General features: G+C 45.5%; 19 protein-coding genes. 6 read left to right on the top strand and 13 right to left on the bottom strand.

The features are described from left to right. Positions 1-39 precede the first annotated feature (39 nt). The 3 genes from rcbX (at position 40) to P5674_RS02020 (ending at position 2,511) form a co-directional block, all read left to right on the top strand. The gene (gene rcbX / locus P5674_RS02030) at positions 40-405 is read left to right on the top strand and encodes a RuBisCO chaperone RbcX (protein WP_006623658.1); all 366 of its coding nucleotides are present in this window, start codon (positions 40-42) and stop codon (positions 403-405) included. A 48-nt stretch (positions 406-453) separates the two neighbouring features. Continuing rightward, positions 454-789, top strand: coding sequence for a ribulose bisphosphate carboxylase small subunit (locus P5674_RS02025; protein ID WP_006620102.1), 336 nt, complete (start codon positions 454-456; stop codon positions 787-789). A gap of 120 nt (positions 790-909) precedes the next feature. Further along, entirely contained in the window at positions 910-2,511 is a 1,602-nt protein-coding gene (locus tag P5674_RS02020) for a glycosyltransferase family 39 protein (protein ID WP_152088323.1), read from the top strand. 43 nt (positions 2,512-2,554) lie between these two features. On the opposite strand, the gene P5674_RS02015 is transcribed toward P5674_RS02020, so the two are convergent. From P5674_RS02015 to ftsH2, 3 genes are all read right to left on the bottom strand, one after another. Then, the gene (locus tag P5674_RS02015; RefSeq protein WP_014276229.1) at positions 2,555-2,902 is read right to left on the bottom strand and encodes an SH3 domain-containing protein; all 348 of its coding nucleotides are present in this window, start codon (positions 2,900-2,902) and stop codon (positions 2,555-2,557) included. 210 nt (positions 2,903-3,112) lie between these two features. Beyond that, positions 3,113-4,423 (bottom strand): aminopeptidase P N-terminal domain-containing protein, encoded by a 1,311-nt coding sequence (locus P5674_RS02010; RefSeq protein WP_006620105.1) that lies wholly within the window; start codon positions 4,421-4,423, stop codon positions 3,113-3,115. Positions 4,424-4,673: 250 nt separating this feature from the next. Continuing rightward, entirely contained in the window at positions 4,674-6,563 is a 1,890-nt protein-coding gene (gene ftsH2, locus P5674_RS02005; RefSeq protein WP_006620106.1) for an ATP-dependent zinc metalloprotease FtsH2, read from the bottom strand. A 623-nt stretch (positions 6,564-7,186) separates the two neighbouring features. Here ftsH2 and P5674_RS02000 point away from each other — a divergent pair. Both P5674_RS02000 and P5674_RS01995 read left to right on the top strand, forming a co-directional pair. Then, positions 7,187-8,311 (top strand): ParM/StbA family protein, encoded by a 1,125-nt coding sequence (locus P5674_RS02000; RefSeq protein ID WP_006668578.1) that lies wholly within the window; start codon positions 7,187-7,189, stop codon positions 8,309-8,311. A gap of 131 nt (positions 8,312-8,442) precedes the next feature. After that, positions 8,443-9,033 carry a hypothetical protein gene (locus P5674_RS01995; RefSeq protein ID WP_006623666.1) on the top strand — a complete coding sequence of 197 codons (591 nt, stop codon included), beginning with the start codon at positions 8,443-8,445 and terminating at the stop codon, positions 9,031-9,033. Between the two features lie 33 nt (positions 9,034-9,066). On the opposite strand, the gene P5674_RS01990 is transcribed toward P5674_RS01995, so the two are convergent. The 8 genes from P5674_RS01990 to P5674_RS01955 all read right to left on the bottom strand — a co-directional run bounded on the left by P5674_RS01990 (position 9,067) and on the right by P5674_RS01955 (position 19,251). Further along, positions 9,067-9,765, bottom strand: coding sequence for a 4'-phosphopantetheinyl transferase family protein (locus tag P5674_RS01990; protein ID WP_006623667.1), 699 nt, complete (start codon positions 9,763-9,765; stop codon positions 9,067-9,069). Then, a complete protein-coding gene (locus P5674_RS01985) occupies positions 9,766-11,991 on the bottom strand; it encodes an AAA family ATPase (protein WP_315669760.1) in 2,226 nt (741 codons plus the stop codon). A 162-nt stretch (positions 11,992-12,153) separates the two neighbouring features. Continuing rightward, positions 12,154-13,749, bottom strand: a complete 1,596-nt coding sequence (locus P5674_RS01980; protein ID WP_190590829.1) for an SLBB domain-containing protein — start codon at positions 13,747-13,749, stop codon at positions 12,154-12,156. 21 nt (positions 13,750-13,770) lie between these two features. Beyond that, on the bottom strand, positions 13,771-14,490 hold the full coding sequence (locus P5674_RS01975; RefSeq protein WP_315669759.1) for a cyanoexosortase B system-associated protein: 720 nt from the start codon (positions 14,488-14,490) through the stop codon (positions 13,771-13,773). Further along, positions 14,465-15,370: a cyanoexosortase B gene (crtB, locus tag P5674_RS01970; protein ID WP_006623671.1), complete on the bottom strand. Its 906-nt coding sequence runs from the start codon at positions 15,368-15,370 to the stop codon at positions 14,465-14,467. Before crtB ends, P5674_RS01975 begins: the two co-directional genes overlap by 26 nt. Positions 15,371-15,446: 76 nt before the next feature. After that, the gene (locus tag P5674_RS01965; protein WP_006668574.1) at positions 15,447-16,598 is read right to left on the bottom strand and encodes a DegT/DnrJ/EryC1/StrS family aminotransferase; all 1,152 of its coding nucleotides are present in this window, start codon (positions 16,596-16,598) and stop codon (positions 15,447-15,449) included. A gap of 147 nt (positions 16,599-16,745) precedes the next feature. Then, positions 16,746-18,878, bottom strand: a complete 2,133-nt coding sequence (locus tag P5674_RS01960; protein ID WP_006668573.1) for a pentapeptide repeat-containing protein — start codon at positions 18,876-18,878, stop codon at positions 16,746-16,748. 52 nt (positions 18,879-18,930) lie between these two features. Then, positions 18,931-19,251, bottom strand: coding sequence for a hypothetical protein (locus P5674_RS01955; protein WP_006620116.1), 321 nt, complete (start codon positions 19,249-19,251; stop codon positions 18,931-18,933). Positions 19,252-19,318: 67 nt separating this feature from the next. Between P5674_RS01955 and P5674_RS01950 the strand changes: the two genes are divergently transcribed. Further along, a complete protein-coding gene (locus tag P5674_RS01950) occupies positions 19,319-19,747 on the top strand; it encodes a hypothetical protein (protein WP_006620117.1) in 429 nt (142 codons plus the stop codon). 2 nt (positions 19,748-19,749) lie between these two features. Here P5674_RS01950 and P5674_RS01945 read toward each other — a convergent pair whose 3' ends face one another. Together P5674_RS01945 and P5674_RS01940 are read right to left on the bottom strand one after the other, a co-directional pair. Beyond that, entirely contained in the window at positions 19,750-20,580 is an 831-nt protein-coding gene (locus P5674_RS01945) for a hypothetical protein (protein WP_035736775.1), read from the bottom strand. Positions 20,581-20,804: 224 nt separating this feature from the next. Next, positions 20,805-21,641, bottom strand: coding sequence for a glycerophosphoryl diester phosphodiesterase membrane domain-containing protein (locus tag P5674_RS01940; RefSeq protein ID WP_035736773.1), 837 nt, complete (start codon positions 21,639-21,641; stop codon positions 20,805-20,807). Positions 21,642-21,676 lie beyond the last annotated feature (35 nt).

Genomic DNA, 21,676 nt, shown 5'->3' with positions numbered 1-21,676 from the left:
CTCAAACTTGAAGTCTTAACAGAGGGTTGGTGTCGGAACATGGATATCAAAAAAGTTGCTAAGGACACGACCAAGGTACTGACAAGTTACCTAACCTACCAAGCTGTAATCATCATCACCAACCAATTGACAGAGACTAACCCTGGTTTAGCTATCTGGCTAAGTGATTTTTCCTCTCAGGGGAAAATCCAGGATGGTGAGGCTTATCTTGAGGAACTGTTACAGGAAAATCAAGAACTGGCTTTCCGAGTGATGACCGTCCGAGATCATCTCGCTGAAGAGGTGGCGGGTTATCTACCGGAGATGGTTCGGCAGGGGATTCAGCAGGGAAATATGGCACATCGCCGCCAGTACCTGGAACGAATGACGCAACTCACTACTTCAGAGACTAACCCTCCCGACTAAGGTTGGAGCCTAAATAATTAATTTCAACAACTACCCTGGAAAATCACAATGCAAACACTACCAAAAGAGCGCCGTTACGAAACTCTGTCCTATTTACCCCCTCTGACTGATGCTCAGACCCAGAAACAGCTTCAGTACATTCTTGAGCAAGGCTTTATTGCTGGGGTAGAATTCAGCGAATCCTCTGCGCCTGAACAGCACTACTGGACTCTGTGGAAGTTGCCTCTGTTTAATGCAACTACCGTTCGCGAAGTTATGGCGGAAATCGACGAATGCCGTCGCGAATATCCTAAGTGCTTTATCCGGGTTATGGGTTTTGATAACGTGAAGCAGTGCCAAGTTCTCAGCTTTATCGTTCACCGTCCCACTGGCTCACTGTACTAAATCACCCGCTAAAATTTAATCTAGGATTAGGCTAACCGCCAATTTCCAAAATTTTGAGGCAGGGGTGACTCCCTGCCTTTATGATCTGGGTGAAATCGATAAAAAACCTTAACCACAGGAATGCTCTACCAACCAAAGGTGTTTACAGGTGGTTCACCCCGTCGCCTGGTTATTCTGTTAATGATTGTGATTGTCCTGGGGGTGTTGTTCCGTTTTGCGAGTCTCGATCGCAAATTATATTCCCATGATGAAGTTTTTACCAACTTGCGATCGGCTGGTTTTACGCGCGAACAGGTAGATCAGCAATTGTTCAGCGATCGCATTTTTACCCCTTCAGAACTCCTAGAATATCAACGCCTCAAACCCGATAGCACCGCCGCCGATACTCTCGCCTCTCTGCATAGAAACCCCCATCATCCCCCCCTATATTATCTCATAGCTAGGGGTTGGATGCGAGGCTTTGGCAGTTCGATTTTAGCTTCCCGTCTTTTACCCGCCGTCATTAGTTTAATATCCTTACCGCTTATTTATGCCTTAGCTTGGGAATTATTTCAATCTCCGCTAATTTCCCTTATGTCTACGGCTTTATTGGCTGTTTCTCCGGTGGATATATTATTAGCGCAAACTGCTCGTCAATACAGCTTAATGACGGCTTTAATTATCGCATCTAGTCTGATGTTACTCAAAGGGAGTCGCACCAACAATTGGCTGTGGTGGTTGGGTTATGTAATTACCTGCACTTTAGGATTATATACCCATTTATTTTTTGGATTAGTTATAGCCAGTCATATCGGTTGGGGAATCTTGATTTTTGGGTCGGAACCGAGACGGAATTATAAACCACGTCCGTCTTTGTTTTTCATTCAGTTGGCAATATCTATATGTTTAATTGTGGTTCTTTATCTACCCTGGATAACTGTGATTATCCATAATTGGGAACAGGCTCAAGACTTGACCAGTTGGACTCATCAATCCATGAGTTTACTGGATTTATCTAAGTTTTGGATGCTAAGTTTTACCTCGGTTTTAGTTGATATTGACTTTGGCTTTAACAGCTTCTGGACGTATTTATTTAGGCTGCCGTTTTTACTGCTAATTATTTATGCTCTGTATTATGTAAGTGAAACCAATGATAGTCAAACCGGATTATTTATTTTAACTGCGATTTTGATACCGTTTATCCTGTTGGTTTTACCAGATTTCTTATGGGGGGGACAGCGTTCCTCTGTCACTCGGTATCTGATCGCTTGTTTTCCAGCTATTCAAATGGCGATCGCCTTTTTATTAGGAACCCACCTTAATACTGGTCGTCAATCATTATTGGATGGTGAAAAGTTGTGGCTGTGGGTATTAGCCATATTACTAAGTTCTAGTATTATCTCCTTGGGTTTAAGTACAGTTTCATCAACTTGGTGGGATAAAGGTTTAAGCTATTTTAATCATCAAGTGGCTACAGAAATTAATCAAGCCAACTCGTCTGTGGTAATTTCTGATGCGGGAAATGGTACTAATACAGGAGATTTAATCTCCCTTAGTTATCTATTAGATAATAATGAGGTTAAACTTATTCTGATGAGTAATCAACCATCATTACAATTAATTCCTGAAAATTCCACCATTTTTGTATTTAGACCTTCTCAGGAATTACAAGAGTTGCTACAGCAAAATTATGGCGACCTTGAGCAAGTTCTGGATATCCCAGACCTGTGGAAAGTTCAATAATTGCAGAGGAGTTGTAGTCCTATGAACTATATATATTCATGGTTTATTGGTAAGCGCAATTAGTTAAATATGGACTCCAAACATAACCTTCTATGGGTCCGATAATGCGAGTCCAGTTGGGTCCTTCTCTACCGTCTGTTATTCCTAAAATTACCCGAGTTCCATTGGGTAAACTACCAACAATTTTACCAGCAGGAGTAGCTCGTACATTTAAGGGGGTTCCGGTAGGGTCATCGACAGTACAAGCGCCTACGGGAGTTTGAGCAAGTTGTAATTCCTGAGACGGTTTAACAGAGTCAAAATCAGTAAATGCGATCGCTGCTGTTACCCAACCCGTAGCGGAGGCGATCGTCATCGGAATCAAAACATAATGCCAAGGTTTCATCTGCATCATTGCCCGATATGTGACTATCTTAAATTATATCATACTGGACTGGGGTTGACGGCTGTTTCTTTACAAAAACTTAATCTTTGCCATAATCTCAAGACCAAAAGGAACAGTTATAATCACAATTAATTAAATATTCACCCCAAACATAACCTTCTTAGGTAAGTTAAAACCGGGGTAGAAATTAACATCAACTCCACCCCGAAAATCAGCCTAACTTTCCATAGCTGACACCGACTTAGGAACCCCAGCCGTCAGAACCTCATAACCATCTGTTGTCACCAAAACATCATCCTCAATTCTCACCCCTATTCCCAGCCATCGCTCATCGACCTCTGGTTGTCCTTCCACGGGTTTAATATCCCGTTTAATATAAATCCCCGGTTCCACAGTTAACACTTGTCCTGGCTGCAATAATTGCGGTTCTTCACCCCACTGATAAACGCCGACATCATGAACATCTAAGCCCAACCAATGTCCGGTTCTGTGCATATAAAAAGGCTTATATTTGCCCTCTTTAATAATCTCATCAATATCGCCTTTGAGCAATCCCAAATCTAGCAAACCTTCTACCAAAACCCGCACCGCCGTATCATGTAACTGGTTATAAGGATTTCCGGGTTTAACTTGTTCAATGGCGGCGATTTGTGCGCGCAAAACCAACTCATAAATAATTTTTTGCTCTGGTGTAAACTTACCATTAACGGGAAAAGTGCGGGTAATATCGGCATTATAATATTGATAAGCACAACCGGCATCAATCAACAATAAATCCTGGTCTTGCATTTGGCGATTATTCTCAATGTAATGCAAAATACAAGCATTTTCACCAGAGGCGACAATGGAAGGATAGGCGGGAGTAGCACCATGTTGATTAAAGAAATATTCAATTTCAGCTTGTACCTGATATTCATACTTTCCGGGTTGAGCAAATTCTCGCGCTCTCTGGTGAGCGGCTACGGAAATTTCGGCGGCTTTTCGCATCAATTCCAATTCTTTGGGGCTTTTAATTAGCCTTTGAGGATGGAGAATTGTACCAGCATCTTGAATAGCAATAGGACCTGTGCCATGTTTAGGATAAACCCGGATTAAATTTTGCCAATGATTGAGAATTATCTGGTTAAATTGTTGATCGCGTCCTAGTCGGTAATAAATGCGATCGGCTTTTTGTAGGTATTGGGGTAATTTTTCGTCTAATTCATGAATTGGATAAGCCTGGTCTGCACCATAAATAGTTTTAGCATTATCAATCCCAACTCGATATCCGGTCCAGGTTTCTTTGTCGGGGTCTTTGGGTTGTACAAATAGAATAAATTGATGTTCTTGGTGGTGGGGTGCGAACACGGCGACGGCGTTAGGTTCATTAAAGCCAGTGAGATAGAAAAAGTCGCTATCTTGGCGGTAAGAATATTCAACGTCGTTGTGCATGACTGCTGTGGGCGCACTGCTAAAAATGGCAGTACCGCCACCAATTTTAGCCATTAACTGTTCCCGACGCTGTTGATATTCTACTGGTGTGGTCATTGGTTAAGTTGTCCTGATTAAGATGGTCATTTTTGATCATATAACTTAGTCTTAGCATTTAGTTAGTGTGCCCATGATAATTTAATTGGATCTCATCTTTAGAACAATTAGTGCCACCCCTGGGTCAGTAATTGGTAACTTGAGTATAAAGAGGTCAACAGGATGATTAGATTAAGATTAGATTAAAAAACCCAGTCTCTTGAATAAGAAACTGGGCGGAAATTTAAGAGCAATTTCTCAGTTAGAGAGATTATAATACTGGAGCAAACCGTTCTTTTTCGGGAACTTCAGTATATTCAGCTACAATTTGCCGAAATTCGTCTCCATCAATGGTTTCTTTTTCGATGAGTAAATCAACTAGGCGATCAATAACTTCCCGGTTATCGCGAATGATTTGACAAGCATCCTGATAACAATGTTCGGCGATCGCCTTAATTTGAGAATCAATGCGGTCCGCAATTTGATTAGAATACTCAGTGCGGGTAGCAAAATCGCGACCTAGGAAGACCTCACCCTGGGAAGATTCCAGAGAAAGGGGTCCCAAGTCAGACATACCATAACGAGTCACCATTTGACGAGCCATTCCCGCCACCTGTTGCAGGTCTCCACCAGCGCCGGTGGTAACTTCGGCATCACCAAAGATGATATCTTCGGCGGCGCGACCGCCCAAAGCGCCGGTAATACGGGCGAGAATTTGAGACCGGGAAATCAAACCCTGATCCTCATCAGGCATAAACCAGGTCAAACCGCGAGCCTGTCCACGGGGAACTAGGGTAACTTTTTGAACGGGATCATGATCTTTAATCAGAGTACCAACGATCGCGTGTCCGACCTCATGATAGGCAATCAGGCGCTTAGTTTTACCATCAAGGAGGGGGGTTCCTTCCATACCAGCGACAACCCGATCAACGGCATCGTCAATTTCGGCCATAGTAATGGCATCCTTGCGGCGGCGGGCGGTGAGGATAGCGGCTTCATTAAGTAGGTTGGCGAGGTCAGCCCCAGTAAATCCGGGAGTCCGACGAGCGATCGCCTCGAGAGACACCTTATCGGCAAGTTTTTTATTGCGGGCGTGAACTTCCAAAACCGACAGACGGCCCTTAATATCAGGAGCATCGACTATGATTTGGCGATCGAACCTTCCGGGGCGCAGCAAAGCCGAATCGAGAACGTCTGGGCGGTTAGTAGCAGCAATAATAATAATGCCCGTGTTACCCTCAAAACCATCCATTTCAGTTAATAACTGGTTAAGGGTCTGTTCTCGTTCATCATTACCGCCGCCAATACCAGCACCACGCTGGCGACCGACCGCATCAATTTCATCAATAAAGACGATACAGGGGGCAGTTTCCTTAGCCTTCTTAAACAAATCGCGGACCCTGGAAGCGCCAACCCCAACAAACATCTCCACAAATTCCGAACCAGAGATGCTAAAGAAGGGAACCCCAGCCTCACCGGCGATCGCCTTAGCCAGGAGAGTTTTACCAGTTCCCGGAGGGCCAACCAACAAAACACCTTTAGGAATTCTCGCCCCAACAGCGGTAAAGCGTTCCGGCTTTTTCAGGAAGGTAACCACCTCTTGGAGTTCTTCTTTAGCTTCCTCAACGCCAGCGACATCATCAAACAAAACCCCGGTTTTGGCTTCCATAGAGAAACGAGCCTTAGACTTACCGAAGTTCATCGCTTGACCAGGGCCACCCGGCACATTATTAGAACGGCGGAACAGGAAAAATAGGCCCACAATCAACAAAATCGGGAAAACCAAATTTCCTAAAAGTCCCCAAATCGCCCCATCATTACGGGGAGGGTGAGAATCAAAGCTAATATTAGCAGCACGCAGGCGAGAAATTAGTTCCGGGGCATTATTAGGCAAATCCACCCGTAGGCGCTGCACTCCATTATCCAATTGAGGATCGATCGCCTCAACGATCGCCGTCCGTCCCCCTTCATATAGATCCACACTGGTAACCCGCCCGGCATCGAGGTAATCTAAGAATCGGCCATAAGTCATGCGAGTGCTGGCTGTATTATTTTGAGCTATATCCGTCGGGGAAGCCGCAAAAGCACCCTGCCACAGGAAGAACCCGATCACCAGGGCCGGGATCGTCCATAGCAGAATGGTTCTCCAAGATGTTTTCATAAATTCCGTTGCCTCTATGTGCTAATACATCAGAAATTTCTTAAAACTCAGCCCAGTCAATGGCTAAGATTAAAGATATTCATAATCTTAACTAAATGTAACGTAACAGTCTGTGATCAGGCAACCAGGCCGGGGAGTTTAATGGCCGGCTACAGTTGATGAGGGGGAAAAGTCCTGATACGGAAAAACATCAGTGGAATATAATCTGGCAATGGGGGACAGTAGGCTATAATCCTAGGAATTGTAGTTAGACATGATTATTTCGCGATCGAAGTAGGGTAAAGTTACCGTTGTTGGATTGCCTACATCTAAATCTCAGGAAAGTTATAACTATGGGAGAATTGTCAGAAGGTTGCTAGACACTCAAACTCATATTTCTGAATTCAAGTTGTGAGAATGGGGCGGCAACGTGGCAATTAACATCGAAAGCATGAGATTTAAGTACCCTGATGTACTGGTCAACTGGGTTGTGAGGCAACCCAAACGCTTCTTCTGATCTCAGCTTGACTGTTGAGAACTTTAGTTCCCGATGGCAAGTCTGATGGCCGAAAGAAGAATCTCACGGACTTAGTCCCTCTGAGTGTCACAATTTTTGAGTCTTCGTGAAGTAACGGATTTTTCAGATGCAGAGTAACAAACAGCCCGGACAGTCACAGTCACAGTCACCGTTAGCTAAAGCTACCACTACCACAACCAAACCGACCACTACTACTGTAGTCGGCCGCTCAACGATTCTCAGCGTTGACTTGGGGAGAACCGCAACTAAATCTTGTATTAGTCGCAACCCCGCAGATGTGGTTTTTGTTCCCTCGAATGTTGCCCAAATGAGTGTAGAAAAAGCCCGTGGCGGTGGCTTTGAGTCGAAAAACACCGATCCACTGTTGGATCTATGGCTGGAATATCAGGGAAATGGTTTTGCCGTAGGTCAACTGGCTGCTGATTTTGGAGCAAGTCTGTTTGGCGTAGATCCCGCCGCCAACCCCTCCAAGGTGAACGATGCCCTAATTAAGATCTTTGCTTGTGTGGGATATTTCAACCTTAAAGGTGATCTTGATGTGGTGCTGGGCTTACCATTTTACTCTCAAGAACAGTTTGAGCGGGAGAAAGAACAAATTATTAGTCTCCTCACTGGACCCAATACGTTGGTCTTTAGGGGTGAGCAAGTAGTGGTTGATATCCAGAGTGTTCGGGTAATGCCAGAAGGCTATGGTAGCCTGATTTGGTGTGAAGCCCAGGGCAGCAAGGATGCGCCTAACTTTGCGGATCTTTCTGTAGCTGTTGTTGATGTGGGACATCAAACTACGGATTTCTTGACTGTGGATCGCTTCCGCTTTGCTCGTGGGGTTTCTCAGAGTGAAGTGTTTGCCATGAGTAAGTTTTATGAGGAAGTCGCCGCTAAGATTGAGGGAGCCGATGCTCAATCCCTATTCCTCCTAGAGGCAGTACATAAACCTCAAGGACAGCGTTTTTATCGTCCCAGAGGCGCGACTAAACCTGCTAACCTAGATGAAATTGTACCTGAGTTGCGTAAGGTTTTTGCACGGGATCTTTGCGATCGCGTGGTAAAATGGCTCCCAGAAAGGGTCACAGATGTAGTGATTACTGGCGGCGGTGGTGAGTTTTTCTGGCAAGATTTACAACCCCTGCTCAAAGACGCTCAGTTAAGAGCTCATCTGACTCAACCGGCTCGTAAAGCCAACGCCCTAGGACAATATGTCTATGGGGAAGCTCAACTAGCCAAACGCTAATTAATTGGTTTTTTTCATCCCGTTGGGTGGTTTCTCAACGGGATAGCCTGTTTGGGGGTGAAATTAGATCTAATTACTGCTAAACTGGGTTAGTCCTCATTGGCAGGTCTGCCCATACGTCCTACCTAACTATGCTCTGGGTTAATAAAAAACTTACGCAGTCGGTTACTTTTACTGAGGATGCTGCTGATCAAACTCTGTTAGAGGCGATCGAAAAGGAGCTATCTCTCACCAAATATCAAACTTTTAGCAATCTCTGTAAACAGGCTTTGTGGCAGTTTCTGTTGAGTTCTCCCACCACACAGACCCCTGTGGTTAACAATGATTACCGCTCGGAAATTACCTCGGAAAGACCTGTAAACCCCCCTCCTAATCTAAAACCTATTGAAGAGGGTTTATTGAGTCTCCAGAGGCAATTAGGGGTTTTGGAGCGACAGCTACAAGCCCAAAAAACGGAAAATCAAACCCAACAACTTGAGAGTCAGGTTAATCAGTTAACCCAGCAGCTTGCTCAATTTCAGTCGGCGATCGCATCTAAACTAGATGCTACCAATGAGGCGATCGCTCAAATACCTAGTCAATTACCCCAAATTACATCACCTCCCCCACCACCAGAACCCCCTCGGTCAACTGCGCCACCTCCCCCACCACCAGAACCCGTCCACCCCCAAGAAGCCGACCCACTGCTTCAGCGTCTGAGTTCCCTGGTGGATGATTTTTAACATCAAGTTACTGTTGGGAGAGTTGCTATTGGCTTATTTATTCAGGGTCTCTACTGCTATAGCTGCCGCCCAATTGTCAATTTCCCAGGTTTTTAAATACCAATCTTGGGGGGAATATCCAACTATTTTAGCCCGGAAAAGTTGACCATAATTTTGGGGTAAAATCTCCACATCTTTTAAGCCCATTAATCCCGTACCAGTGGCTTTTAGTAAGGCTTCTTTCGCAGTCCAAAGCTGAAAAAAAGCCCGGTTTTGTGCGGATTTTGGATAGTTATAAAGTTGGGAATATTCCGCCTCACAAAAAAAGCGTTTGGCTAAGGTTAATCCATCCAGGGGGCGGATTTTTTCCAAGTCAATACCAACTCTGCGGTTCAAGGCGATCGCATATAAAGCCTTACCGTGGGAGTGGGAAAGATTAAACTGAATTTCACCCTGAGAATTTCCGGTAATTAAACCCGGTTTTCCCTGGGGAGTATAGGCGAATTCCAACCCCTGGGGAGCCACCCCCACATAAGAGGCTAAAATCTGGCGGAGAATGGCACGAGCGGCGGTAAAATGGAGGCGATCGCTCTCCCGACGAAACCGCGCCGCCCTTTGTCTTTCCTCAGCACTTAGGAGTCCTTCCAGACCAGCAATTTGACTTAAATTCAAATCCAAATCAGCCTGCCAAACCTCCACAGTCGGAGCGATCGCATCATCCCCAAACGGGGTAAAATGAACCCGTTGCCACATTTAACGCCTAGCGCCAGAAGGCAATTGAGGAATCGGCTCATAATCCCTAGGTAAAGCCGGACGATCCAAAGAATCAACACTCTGAATATCAATCAACTCCCCATCATCTTCAGGCAGAAGATCGAGTTCAGCCCCATTAATAATAGCACCAAGTAACCTCGGCCGATATTTTTTCGGTCCAGTTTGCTCCTCATCAGTTTCCGTCAACTGATCAGCCAATTGATTCATCTGAGCCGACATAGTACAAGTAGGTCTAGCCACCAAAACCATGCCATCAGTTAAAGGTTCCAGAGTCAAAGCATCATTATGGTCACTCCAAGCAGGTACATCCACAATCACCACATCAAAGCGATGGCGCACCTCTTTAAGCAAACGTCGCATCTCACTAGACTCTAGCACCGCCGTCACTTGTTTTAAGGGACCCGGGGAGGGAATCACATAGAGATTTTCCACATCTGGAACCATGCGGATACAATTATTCAAATCTCCGTAATAGCGCAAAGGTTCCCAACGGTCTTGAGAATCAATAGCTAATCGCATTCTCTCAGCTTGACTTGGCGATCGCAAATCTGCCTCAATTATCAAAGTCCGTTTTCCGGCTCTCGCGGAGGCGATCGCCAAATTATAGGCTGTCAGAGTCTTACCTTCCGGTCCCTTAGTGCTAGTCATCAACACCACCTTCGGAGGTTTTTGGCCGTTACTGAACAAATTACTACGCACCTGCTCATAAGGTTCCAAATACCGAGAATTATGATGTAGTAGTAAAGGCATATCCCAATCCGCATGGTCATCCAAAACATTGGGAACCACCCCCAGAATCGGAATTTCTCGTTCTTTCAAAGCGCCCTGAATCTCCTCCCAGGTGTAGAATTTACCGCTAAGTATACCCAACGCAAAAATCAGCACCGCACCAACTATCACCCCACCAAAGCCACCCGCAGCCATGACCAGGATTAAACTAGGTGGTGGTGGTGGATCTTCCACATCAGGAGCCGCCGCCTCCTGAACCACCTGTAAACTGCTCACCGTTTCCGCTTCCGCCGCCTGAGCGTCAGCCAATTGCGCCTGCATTTTATCGTAGAGAGCCTGTCTATAACCCACCTGTTGTTCTAGCCGCATTTTCTCCATTTGCTTATTAGGAATAGTGGCATATTCCCGTTCTAGTCTTTGTCCCACCTCACGGCTAGTAGCAATTTCTTGGAGTAGAGTTTCTTGCTGAGTTTGCAGGTTAATTAAATTTTGAGCAATTTGCTGTCGGGAGGGGTCTAAGGAAGAATCAACCCGAATTTGGTCAACCTGTCGCAGGGGAGCCGCCACTCCATGACCTCCGAGAACCTCAGAAGCTCTCGCTTGTAATTGCTGTTCGCTTGCCTGTTGTTGTTTAATTAAATCTGCTACCTGGGGATGAGCATCGGTAAAATCCTTACGGAGAAACTCTAACTGAGACTCAATTTGATACAGTTGTACTCGCAATTGAGCAATAATTGGATCAGCGGTCAGCGCTTGGGAAACATAGGCCTGATCGACATTCAATCCTAGTCTACCTTCCAAACTAGCGATTTGAGCATTAATAGAATCCAGTCTCAATTCAAGCTGTTCTACATGATTTCTATTGGAAATAATCGACTGAGGTAAGGAACCACTTGTGATCGCCAATAAAGTAGCGCCTTCTCGCCTATCATACTCTTCCAGAGTATTTTGAGCTTCTCTCAAGTCCGCTCTCGCTGGTCCCATGCGATCTTGAATTGTGTCGATAATATTGCGGAGTTGTTCGGTATTAATTAAACGGCTCTGTTCGATAATCTCCCGCATTAATACATTGACCACTTCCACAGAGCGATCGCGATTATAATCTCTAAAGGTGACTTGAATTGTACCCGGTTGACCACCCTCTCCCGGTCTAATTTGAATCCTAGCGTTAGCACGAAAATCTCTAGGGGTAATCATCGTTTCATTTAACACCGCCTCAATCACACGGGGTTGTAGTAACATCCGGTCCGTGAGTTGTTGTCCTTGCTGTCGAATATTCTGACCTGTTTGGGAGAACAAAACGGGCGGATTTTTATAGGTTAAAACTCCTCTGGCTTCGTAGGGAGGTCTTGGCGGCGCTTCCAAAATCATACCCACCCCCCCAGAAATTCCCAACGCTACTACAAAGGCGGCTAATCCAGCAACTTTATAGTTTTCAAAGGCGATTAAATAGCGTTTAACAATTGGTAAAGTCATGGCAATCTCAGGATTTTGGGTAATAGCAATTTGGTATTTACAGCCTTTTCAGTAATCATGCCATAGGCCGTCAAAGTCCCTCTCCCCCATGGGAGAGGGATTTAGGGTGAGGGTAATGTTTAGCACAATTTATCAACAAGCTGTATACCTTTAATTATTCTGTTATTGGTCGGGTCCAAATAATCGTTCAGCCGAGTTAATGAGTTGTTGAAAGAAGAGAGTAAAACCGAGGACATCGCGAAAGGGTTGGGTAAAGTTATTGAGAAACACAGTGACCTGGGTAATCAGATTACGATTAATCACAATCACATCTTCATCTTGTAGTAGAATGTTGTCGGTTTGGTCTCCTCTAAGTACATTTTTACCATTCAGAATCTGAGTAGTTGTTTGTCGAGATTGTCGGTCATATCGAATCAGGGCAATTTTATCGAGGTCTCCAGTTTGTAAAGGTACATTGGCGAGGATATCAATAAAGGTGCTACCATTGGGTAAGGCTACAGCACCGATCGCATTTCCGGCATAACTAAGAATTCTGACCGTAATTTGCTGGTTAACTAAAGTTGAACTAGCCACTAATTTGCGATCGTAGTCTCTCTCATCAACATCAGGATCTAGTGGTAGTACAATCACCGAATCACCATTAGATAGAGAAACATCCGGGAGAGAGGTAGCTTCTGCTAAGGGTGTATATAGATCTATGATATCTTCTAAAACTCGACCATCAACGGTAGTGCGACAAACTAGGACGGTTCGCAAGTCAGCAGTTAATGTCGCACCTCCGGCCGCTAACAGCGCCGTAGAGACACGAGAACCCCCAGCGGGGAGGGTATAGAAGCCTGGTTGCACAACTTCCCCAACGACGGTTACTTGGGCGGGAACTGGTGCAGCAGCCAGACTATAATTTTCTAATAGATCTCGCTCTACGCCTTCTGAGGGGCTAACTTCCTGAGTGGGGACTGTAATCACATCGCGATCGCTTAGGCGAATATTAGGCGGTTCCATACCCAATAATAGGGGGGTAAATAGGTCGATTTGGGTTTCGAGGGTTTGTCCGGTGGGTAAAGTCCGGCGCACAGTAATCCGTCGTAAATCTGCCCCTGGTCTAGTTCCCCCCGCCGTAGTCAAGGCGACAATTAGCTGTGGTGATGGTAGGGGATAAAAACCTGGTCTGGCAATTTTTCCGGTCACGGTGACTTGTACCGGTCGCTGATTGACCAGAGAGACGACAACTTCAGGGTTTCTGACAAATTGAGCTAGGCGGGGTTGAATATTCTGGCGCACCTGTTCTAAGGTTAATCCTTCCAATTCCACTAGACCAATTAAAGGCATAGCTAGGGAACCTTGAGGACCAATGGTAGCATTGGGAATAGTTAATTCTTGGGAACGCTGACCATTGACAAACACATCAATAAAAATCTGATCTCCAGGTCCTAGCTCATAACTTTTCATGCGATCGCCAACAGGGCCTTCAAACACAGAAGGTTCCACCGGAATACCAGAGGGTCTGGTCTGAATGGGAGCATCCACATTGCGGAAAAGCTCTAATAGTGTAGGCCAGTCCGGTTGTACTGGTGCGGGTTGTCCGCCGCCTCTCGGTAGGGGTTGATTCACAAAGGAGCGAGGTAAGATGCACCGATCAGGTATCCTTTGAGCCATAGACTTTCCGCCACTGGTGATGATGGCTAAAGGAATAATACTCGCCACTGAGTAGAGACTGGTGAGGAATAGGGATTTAATCGGGTTGAGGTTAGCGCCCATATCAACACTGTGGATAACTGTTTATTCTGGCTGGAAAATCGTGGTCATCAATTCTTTTTGGATATCCTGACCGAGGGATTGAGCTATAGTTGCCACTGTTTCTATGTCACCCAAAGGCTCCATAGGAATCATAATACTGACAGCTACCCAGGGAGCGCGATCGCCTCTTAGTTGAGCTTGGCGATCGGCAAAAAACCAGTGACTTGGTGCGGGAGAACCGCCATTATGCCAAGCATACCATTGTACAAGGGCATAGGTTTGGTGGGGGTTCCAAGCCCGAAAAAATCTGGCGTTAATTGTCACTGGTTGGGGGGAGTCTAGGGTCAATTGCAGGGTACGATGGGAGTCAGTTCTGAGGCTCTGTAACCCTTGCAGATCCATCCATTCGACTTGGGGCTGGTCTTTATAATAGTTTTGGGGAAACAGCAATAGCAGGACTTCGGTATCATTTTGTTTGAGGCTCTGCAAAGACCATCTCCTCGCCCCCACTTGAATGGTATCGTGACTGGTAGTTTCCCACCCTGGTACGGTTAAACCCTCACGGCGAATGGTTTGCAGTTGAGGGAGAGCTTGAATATCAGGCATATCTGACCAGGACCAGCCACCCCGAAAGAAACCGGGAAGGGTCCCTACCAAAAATAGGACTAGGAGAAATCCCAATAGTACCCATTGAGAGGGTTTTAGCTGTAGTTTGGGGGTTTCATGGCTGGTGGGTTCAAGATTCGGGGCTGATTTGTCCATTATCTTCGGATTCCTCTTGCTCAGGGAAATAATATTGCATTAATTTCATCACAATCACCAATAGACCCAACATAGAAGCAGAATATAGGTCTCCTCCCCACCCTTCATGAAGCCAATCAAAAAGTTCTTGATTACCTGTGCCGAAAAACAGAGTTAATAGGGTATTGCGGATAATATTCGCGACAATACTCGTCAAAGCTGCTGCCACCAAGAAGAGGATGGTTTTGGTTCTCGAAGCGATCGCACCCGTCCAGTACAATAACATTAAACCGACATACAGACTGGTAAATAACATTTTCAGGCCAGCACAGTGCGGCGCAACCTCAACAATTTGTCCATTTACATAGAGATAGATTTGATCTACTGTCACCGGGACGTTAAACTGGATCAGAACAAATCCCGCCATATTAGCGATAAAGGTTTGTAGAGGCAGGGCTAAAGGCTCTATCAGATAGGGGATATGGTTAGGGGTTGCCAGTAGCACAAATAATAAGGCTATCCCCTGCAATTTTAACCCAGGTATTCCTTTTAGCCAGAGGCAGAGTCCGGCTAGAATCATCGGAAAGGACAGATTGACTAAATCGGAGATACTACTGAGGTAGAAAACGCCACCGAGTCCTAATAATACTCCCCCCAAGGGGTGCAGTTGATTGGGTAGTTTGTTCCACTGGTGGCGGTTATTCCATGCAATATAAGCCGCGAAGGGTAGACCAATTACGCCGTGGCTAAAATATTCATGTTCGATGCTAATGCTTTTGTTCAGCCAGCCATCGTACCAATGCACGAGCAAAGGGCCGTATAATAACACCAACAAGGCGCAAGCCAATCCGATAAATAGATTTCGCTCTATCGCCACAGGAATTTTCGGTTGAGTTTCCATAAGCCTTAATAATTGTGTAATCGAGCCACATTCCCACCTGATTCGATGTCCCTATTTGGTCGCGAACATCTCGCACCTACTCATTTTTAATTCCCAAGGCTGTGCGAATAGCTGCGACTACCCGATTAATCTGATCACTGGTAATTCCAGGATACATGGGTAAAGATAGAATCTGCTGGCTGAGGGTTTCAGTTTTGGGAAAGTCTCCAGCTTTGTATCCCAGATCAGTATAACCGGGTTGCAGGTGACAGGGGATGGGATAGTGAATACCTGTTTGCACCCCTAATTCATTCAGTTTAGCTTGTAGTTGATCGCGAGTGAGGGAACATTCCTCGGTCACACGAATTACATACAGATGATAAACATGACCGCCTTCACTGTAGTTGTAAATGGGGATAATGCCATATTCTTTGAGTACCATCAATTGAACATCATACTGTTCGGCGGCTAAATTGCGATCGCGGTTCCACCCTGGTAAATGACGCAATTTGACGTTAAGAACGGCGGATTGTATAGTATCTAAGCGGCTGTTAGTTCCCAATTCCGTATGTAGATATTTTTCCGGTGCGCCATAATTCCTCAGAATTCGCGCCTGTTTAGCTACGGTTTCATCGGAAGTCACCACCATACCCCCACTACCAAAAGCGCCTAGATTTTTGCTAGGGTAGAAACTAAAGGCGGCGGCGCGACCGATAGAACCCGCGCGATAGTTTTCGCAGGTAGCCAGATGAGCTTGTGCCGCATCTTCAAATACAATTAAGTTATGAGTTAGGGCTAGGTCCAGCAGTTGGCTAGGGGTGACAATTTGACCATATAGATGCACTGGTAAAATCGCCTTAGTTTTTTCGGTGACCGCCCTTTCGGCTGCCGCTATATCAATTAAAGCGGTGTTTAATTCACAGTCTACCAAAACGGGTTTGGCTCTGGCTTGCAAAATGCCAATAATGGTAGCAATAAAGGTATTGGCTGGGACTAAAACTTCGTCTCCTGGTTTCACCCCACAGGCTTGTAAACCGATGGCGATCGCATCAGTTCCGCAGGCGACACCCACCCCATATTCTGCACCACAGGCTGTAGCAAAATCCGCCTCAAATTCTTGCAGAGCGCGTCCCAGAATAAAATCTCCGCGTCCAATTACTGCATGAATTGCCTTTTCAATTTCATCGGTAAGTTCCTGATATTGAAAGGATAAATCAACAAAGGGAATAGGTGCCATAGAATCGGTCATGATTTTAGCCAATATGGAACAATTTGGGTGTCTATTTTTTACGGTGAAATTAGCCGAATTAACCAAAATAAAGCTGGAGTCTGGGGGGGTTCAGTAGTTAATCCCTTATGACCATACCACTGAATCTAACTGCATTTAAAAGCCGTTTCATGACCCACAATTAGGATGAATTCCGCCTTGATTGCAGATATGGGTAATTTGAGCATCACTCAAGTTTTGCACTCTGGAAAAATCAGCCCCCTGCATTCGGTTTGAGGTTTCACCTTGATGGGTTTCTTCGATAAACTCATCAGTGCGAGTTTCCCGATTAACCACAAAGGTCACCCCCTCAAAATTTGCGCCATGTAGTCTAGCACCCTGTAGGTTAACTAAACTCAGGTCAGCATTACTCAGGTTAGCATTTTGTAACCTAGCGTTTCTAAAATTAGTGCCAGTGAGTTGAGCTTGACTGAGGTTAGCATTCTGAAGATTAGCGCCTTGGAAGTCAGCGCCGGATAAGGAACCCCTTTGTAGATCTGCTTCCCGGAGGTCAGCAAACATAAATTGGGTTCCTTGGGCGTTAATCTGACTCATACGGGCTAATTTGAGGTCTGAGCGTGACAGATTAGCGTTAGTGATATCTGCTCCGGTCAAACTAGCTTCTTTTAGATTAGCATTTTCTAGGTTAGTGCCAATCAGACTAGCACTGCTAAAATTACTGCCATTCAAATCAGCATTTGATAAATTAGCGCGGTCTAGGGTCCCATTTAACAGGTTAGTGCGCCGCATGATGACGGGACTCATAAAAGCGCCTGTCAGGTCAACAGAGGTCAAATCAGCGCCGCTGAGGTCTGAGATCAAGTCGTCAAAGGTGTTAAAACGTCCGTCAGGTCCTGGTGAAGCAAAGCGACTATTACGGAAATTTGCATGGGTCATGATCGCACTGCGGAAACTGATCCCAGATAGGTCGGTTTGGTCTAGTACGAGGGTAAACTGAGCGGGAGGGGTGGTAGTTTGACCGAGATGAACACGACTGAGATCGGCTTGTTGGATAAAACCGCCATAGACTTTGAGAATTTTGGCGATCGCCCTTTGAGTAGCCTGCTGTCGTTGGGAAACAATACGTCTTTGCCGTTGGTCCGCCCCAAACCTCATGAAATCGAGGTCATTTCTCAAGGCTTGATTCAGTTTGCGGATGTTAGGTAAAGCCACCGGACCTGTACTCACCAAAGCCTGTTGAATCACCTCTAGCAATATGGGGTCATCTTCTTGACCGAGTAAATCCACCAATAGGGGAACAGCGCGGGGGTCTTGTAGGGTTCCTAAAGCTAAAATTGCTCCCCGCCGTTGTGCGGGGTCGGTGTTGGCGGTGGGAGAAAGGCGACCCACCAGCGCCAGGAATATTTCGTTATCTTGATTTTGGGAGGCGCGAAGGTTGGCTTGATTTTGAATATAAACTTGAGTACCAATAAAGGTTCCCAAAACCGCTGCCATGCTGGCGCTACCGACGATAATTAGGGTTAAGCCAGGATATTGTCGCATCCATTGCCATAAATTCCACTCTGGGAGTTTTGGCTTAGAGGTCAAGACGATCGCTTTGACGGATTGGTTTTCTTCTTCCCAGTCGTAGGAGGTAAATGGATTGGTAAAGAAGGAAGTCGCCGCGGGTTGTACATAAGTACCAGCCAGCAAATCGTGTCCGGTGCGACTGTGGAAGCGCCGCCCCATTAGTCCGTCAGCGACGAGCATAATTCCCGATAACCCCATAAATACCAGGAGATTGGGGAATGCGCCTGTCGCTTGCCAAACTAGATAGGCGATACCGACGGGAATGCCCCAACGCCCGATGGTTTCCCTGGCGATAATCCGTGAAAATCCGGGGGGGAGTTGTCTGGAGTTGACTACACGAACCCCAAACCAGCGTTTGGGAAGGGTTTGTCCGGTGGTGGACAATAGATAAAGCTGCCAGGAGGCGATCGCTATCGGCAAAATTAAGGCACCAGACCAAAAGAAATTCGTCAATGGAGATACACGGGGCTGGCGATCGCGCATTGGTAGTCCCAAGGTAGCGGCCACAGTTTCGGCTGTTCCTCTTACTACTGGGTTGAGGGGGACTGACACAGAACCGCGATTAGCAATCGCACCGATGGTCAATGGGGCTAATCCCCCCACGATTACTAGGGAGATCTCGACCGCCCAAGCACTACAGCGACGCACCCAAAAGGGGAGTTGTTTGGCTTGTTTTTGCCAGGTAGGCGTTGGTTGGTCGATGCTGGGTCGGTTTGCAGTCGGACTAGCCATAATTAATAATTGCCTTTGTCTGAATCTTTGATGATGGGTTAAGCAGATTTCTTTAAATCTTGGGTTTTTGGGATGATTTGAATACTTGATAACCTATGTACACTATCACCCCGACTACCGCAAGACTTATGGCTAAGGAAATTAATTCGACAAGGGTTTTTAATAGGGCTAACCCGGCGATGACTCCCACACTGGCTATGGCGATCTGTCCGGCTTTGGGTAATCTCTTGAACCGCGCCATCAACTGACCATATAGGGTTTTTAGGCTGCTGTTTAAGTCGGAGGGGGTGGGATTTATGGGTGCATTGGGGTTAACTTCGGCTTCGAGTTGCTCGAGGCGACGATTGATTTTCGGGTCGTCTTGGTAGTTCAAGGGGTTTCTCCTCCGGGGATATAAAACAAGGCTTTACCATTGTACAAGGAGATTAAGAGGGTGGGTTATGACTAATATTAACTTGGGTCAAGTTTTAACAGCGGGACTGCTGGGGGTTTCCCTGTTTCTGGGGTCGGCGCAGTCGGTTTTGGCTGACAGGCGATCGGTTTCCCCTGGGGTGGCTGTCACTTTATCGGGAACTTCGGGGGGAAGTTCTAATAGCCGAGACTGTGGTTGGATCGCTGAGAGTCCTAATCATGTTCTTGATGTGACTCAGGATCTACCATATTGGAGTATTACTGTACAGACGGCTGGGGCTCCTACTTTACTGATTGATGGTCCGGCTGGTCGCTATTGTGTACTCCCGGAGAGTCCCTCTGGGTCTATGTTACAGTTTTCTGGTTATGGTACTCGGGGAACTTATCGGATTTTTATTGGCGATCGCCAACAGTCTCAACATCCTTATAGCCTTTCGATTTCTGACCGTAAGCCCTAGATTTATTGGCTTTTGGGGCTATCTGTCACTAGATTCTGTTTTTTACCATTACGGCTGATTATATCGTAGTAAATAACGGCTGTAATGGCTTGGAAAAACGGCATAATCAGCGCATTCATAGCAATTAACACATCCAACATAATGAAGAAATTTATCGAAGCTGCTAAGTCATACGGGAAAATTGAACTGATAACTGCTCGGCTGATTGTCATAATCAACTGACCCCCAATCCTGACCGGGAAGGTGGCTAGACGTGCGACTATCATAATCCCGATAATTTTTAATGCTGATTCTTGGGTAATTTTCCAGCTCTTACTAATGGCTCCAGTGGCGGTCATCGGATTTTCTACGGCTAGAATCACGTCACATATATACAGGCGGGCTAATATCCACATAAAGCCTATATAAAACATGACAAATGCCACTACTCCTAATAAAAATCGTAGTAATAATGACACCCAATTTTCTGGATTCAGCAGCATAGATACCAAGAATCCGGCTATTCCCATAGCTATGCTTAAACCTATAAAAGCCCCAATAAGAATCAATAGTACCAGAATTGATTGCCCTAAAAAACTCCATTTTCGCTTGTCGGTATAGCGTTTAGCATCTGCTCCTGGTTCTGGGCGTTCGCTAACTTCAAAAAAGGCTAAACGAGCGATCGCTCCTACAGTAGCGGCAAATTTAGCCCAACCATAAACGGGAACAATCAGCCATAACAAGGCGACCCGCGCCATAGTAAAGTATTGTTTAAAATGGTCTCGATAGATGCGAAATCCGGCACTAATGACATCAGCCAAGTTTAGGGATTTGTGAGCATATTTATTAGTCATGACTCAATTTAGAGATGCAGCTATAGGATTTTTGACTGTCTCCAAAATTACAGATTCTTGGTCTCCTTGGTTTCACCAAAGTAAAAAATGCTGCTCGTCGTTACCTAGGGGGGGGAAGCCAGGAATCTGCTTTTAATTGACCAGCCCGAAAATTCCTATGGTGGGGATTGTACAGCAATTAGGTAATTCGGGCGATTTTCTTAAACAAAATTTCACAAACACCTTCAGATTTCTAATATTTTTGGGTTATCTGTGACTAAATTCTGTTCATCCTGATTATGCTGGTTGATGAGGTCGTAGTAAATCACGGCTTTAATGGATTTGAAAAAGGGGAGAGTCAGCGCCCCCATAGAAATTAACACAGCGGATACAACTAATAAATTCAGCCAAACTGCTACCTCAGCCGTGACTAGGGAATTGATAAGTAATCGGCTGATTAATAAAATGAACCGAGTAGCTATGGGGAAGGGTAAAGTTGCTAAAAATGCGACTATCAAAATCCCCATAATTTGAAACTCTGATTCTTCGGTGATTTCCCAGCTTTTTCTAACCGATTTTTTGGCGTTTGTCTGGTCTTCTAATGCGAGAATCACGTCACATATATACAGACGGGCTGATATCCATATAAACCCCAGGTATAAGATGATAAACCCAAATACTGCCAATAAAAAAATTAACCATGATAACCAAAAACTCTCAAAATTCAGTTTCATAAATATGAATATGGCTGCACCAAGAATCATACTAAAACCGATGACAATACCAATGAGAATTAATCCGACGAGGAGTAATTGTCCGAAAAAACTCCATTGGCGTTTGTTAGTGTAGCGTTTAGCATCTGATGGGGCTTCTGGGCGTTCGCTCACTTCAAAAAAGGCTAAACGAGCGATCGCTCCTAAAGTGGCGAGAAATTTAGCCCAACCATAAACGGGAACAATCAGCCATAAACAGCCGACCAACGCCATAGTAAAGTATTGTTTAAAATGGTCTCGATAGATGCGAAATCCGGCAATGATCACATCACTGATATTTAAAGAGGGTTGAGGGTATTGATTAGTCATGGCTAGGTTATAGATAGAGTTAGAGAATTTGGCCA

It is taken from the genome of Limnospira sp. PMC 289.06 (assembly GCF_032350395.1).
GTDB lineage: Bacteria > Cyanobacteriota > Cyanobacteriia > Cyanobacteriales > Microcoleaceae > Limnospira > Limnospira platensis.
The sequence above is the reverse complement of the archived record's forward strand: the minus strand, read 5'-3'. Positions and strand labels throughout refer to the sequence as shown.

Bases quoted from the DNA above. Each gene is read 5' to 3' on its own strand.
- P5674_RS02025 (WP_006620102.1), top strand. From the start codon at position 454: ATGCAAACACTACCAAAAGAGCGCCGTTACGAAACTCTGTCCTATTTA.
- P5674_RS01980 (WP_190590829.1), bottom strand. From the start codon at position 13,749: ATGGGCGCTAACCTCAACCCGATTAAATCCCTATTCCTCACCAGTCTC.
- P5674_RS02015 (WP_014276229.1), bottom strand. From the start codon at position 2,902: ATGCAGATGAAACCTTGGCATTATGTTTTGATTCCGATGACGATCGCC.
- ftsH2 (WP_006620106.1), bottom strand. From the start codon at position 6,563: ATGAAAACATCTTGGAGAACCATTCTGCTATGGACGATCCCGGCCCTG.
- P5674_RS01945 (WP_035736775.1), bottom strand. From the start codon at position 20,580: ATGACTAATAAATATGCTCACAAATCCCTAAACTTGGCTGATGTCATT.
- rcbX (WP_006623658.1), top strand. From the start codon at position 40: ATGGATATCAAAAAAGTTGCTAAGGACACGACCAAGGTACTGACAAGT.
- P5674_RS01960 (WP_006668573.1), bottom strand. From the start codon at position 18,878: ATGGCTAGTCCGACTGCAAACCGACCCAGCATCGACCAACCAACGCCT.
- P5674_RS02000 (WP_006668578.1), top strand. From the start codon at position 7,187: ATGCAGAGTAACAAACAGCCCGGACAGTCACAGTCACAGTCACCGTTA.
- P5674_RS02010 (WP_006620105.1), bottom strand. From the start codon at position 4,423: ATGACCACACCAGTAGAATATCAACAGCGTCGGGAACAGTTAATGGCT.
- P5674_RS01975 (WP_315669759.1), bottom strand. From the start codon at position 14,490: ATGGACAAATCAGCCCCGAATCTTGAACCCACCAGCCATGAAACCCCC.
- P5674_RS01990 (WP_006623667.1), bottom strand. From the start codon at position 9,765: ATGTGGCAACGGGTTCATTTTACCCCGTTTGGGGATGATGCGATCGCT.
- P5674_RS01995 (WP_006623666.1), top strand. From the start codon at position 8,443: ATGCTCTGGGTTAATAAAAAACTTACGCAGTCGGTTACTTTTACTGAG.
- crtB (WP_006623671.1), bottom strand. From the start codon at position 15,370: ATGGAAACTCAACCGAAAATTCCTGTGGCGATAGAGCGAAATCTATTT.
- P5674_RS01965 (WP_006668574.1), bottom strand. From the start codon at position 16,598: ATGACCGATTCTATGGCACCTATTCCCTTTGTTGATTTATCCTTTCAA.
- P5674_RS01950 (WP_006620117.1), top strand. From the start codon at position 19,319: ATGACTAATATTAACTTGGGTCAAGTTTTAACAGCGGGACTGCTGGGG.
- P5674_RS01940 (WP_035736773.1), bottom strand. From the start codon at position 21,641: ATGACTAATCAATACCCTCAACCCTCTTTAAATATCAGTGATGTGATC.
- P5674_RS01985 (WP_315669760.1), bottom strand. From the start codon at position 11,991: ATGACTTTACCAATTGTTAAACGCTATTTAATCGCCTTTGAAAACTAT.
- P5674_RS02020 (WP_152088323.1), top strand. From the start codon at position 910: ATGCTCTACCAACCAAAGGTGTTTACAGGTGGTTCACCCCGTCGCCTG.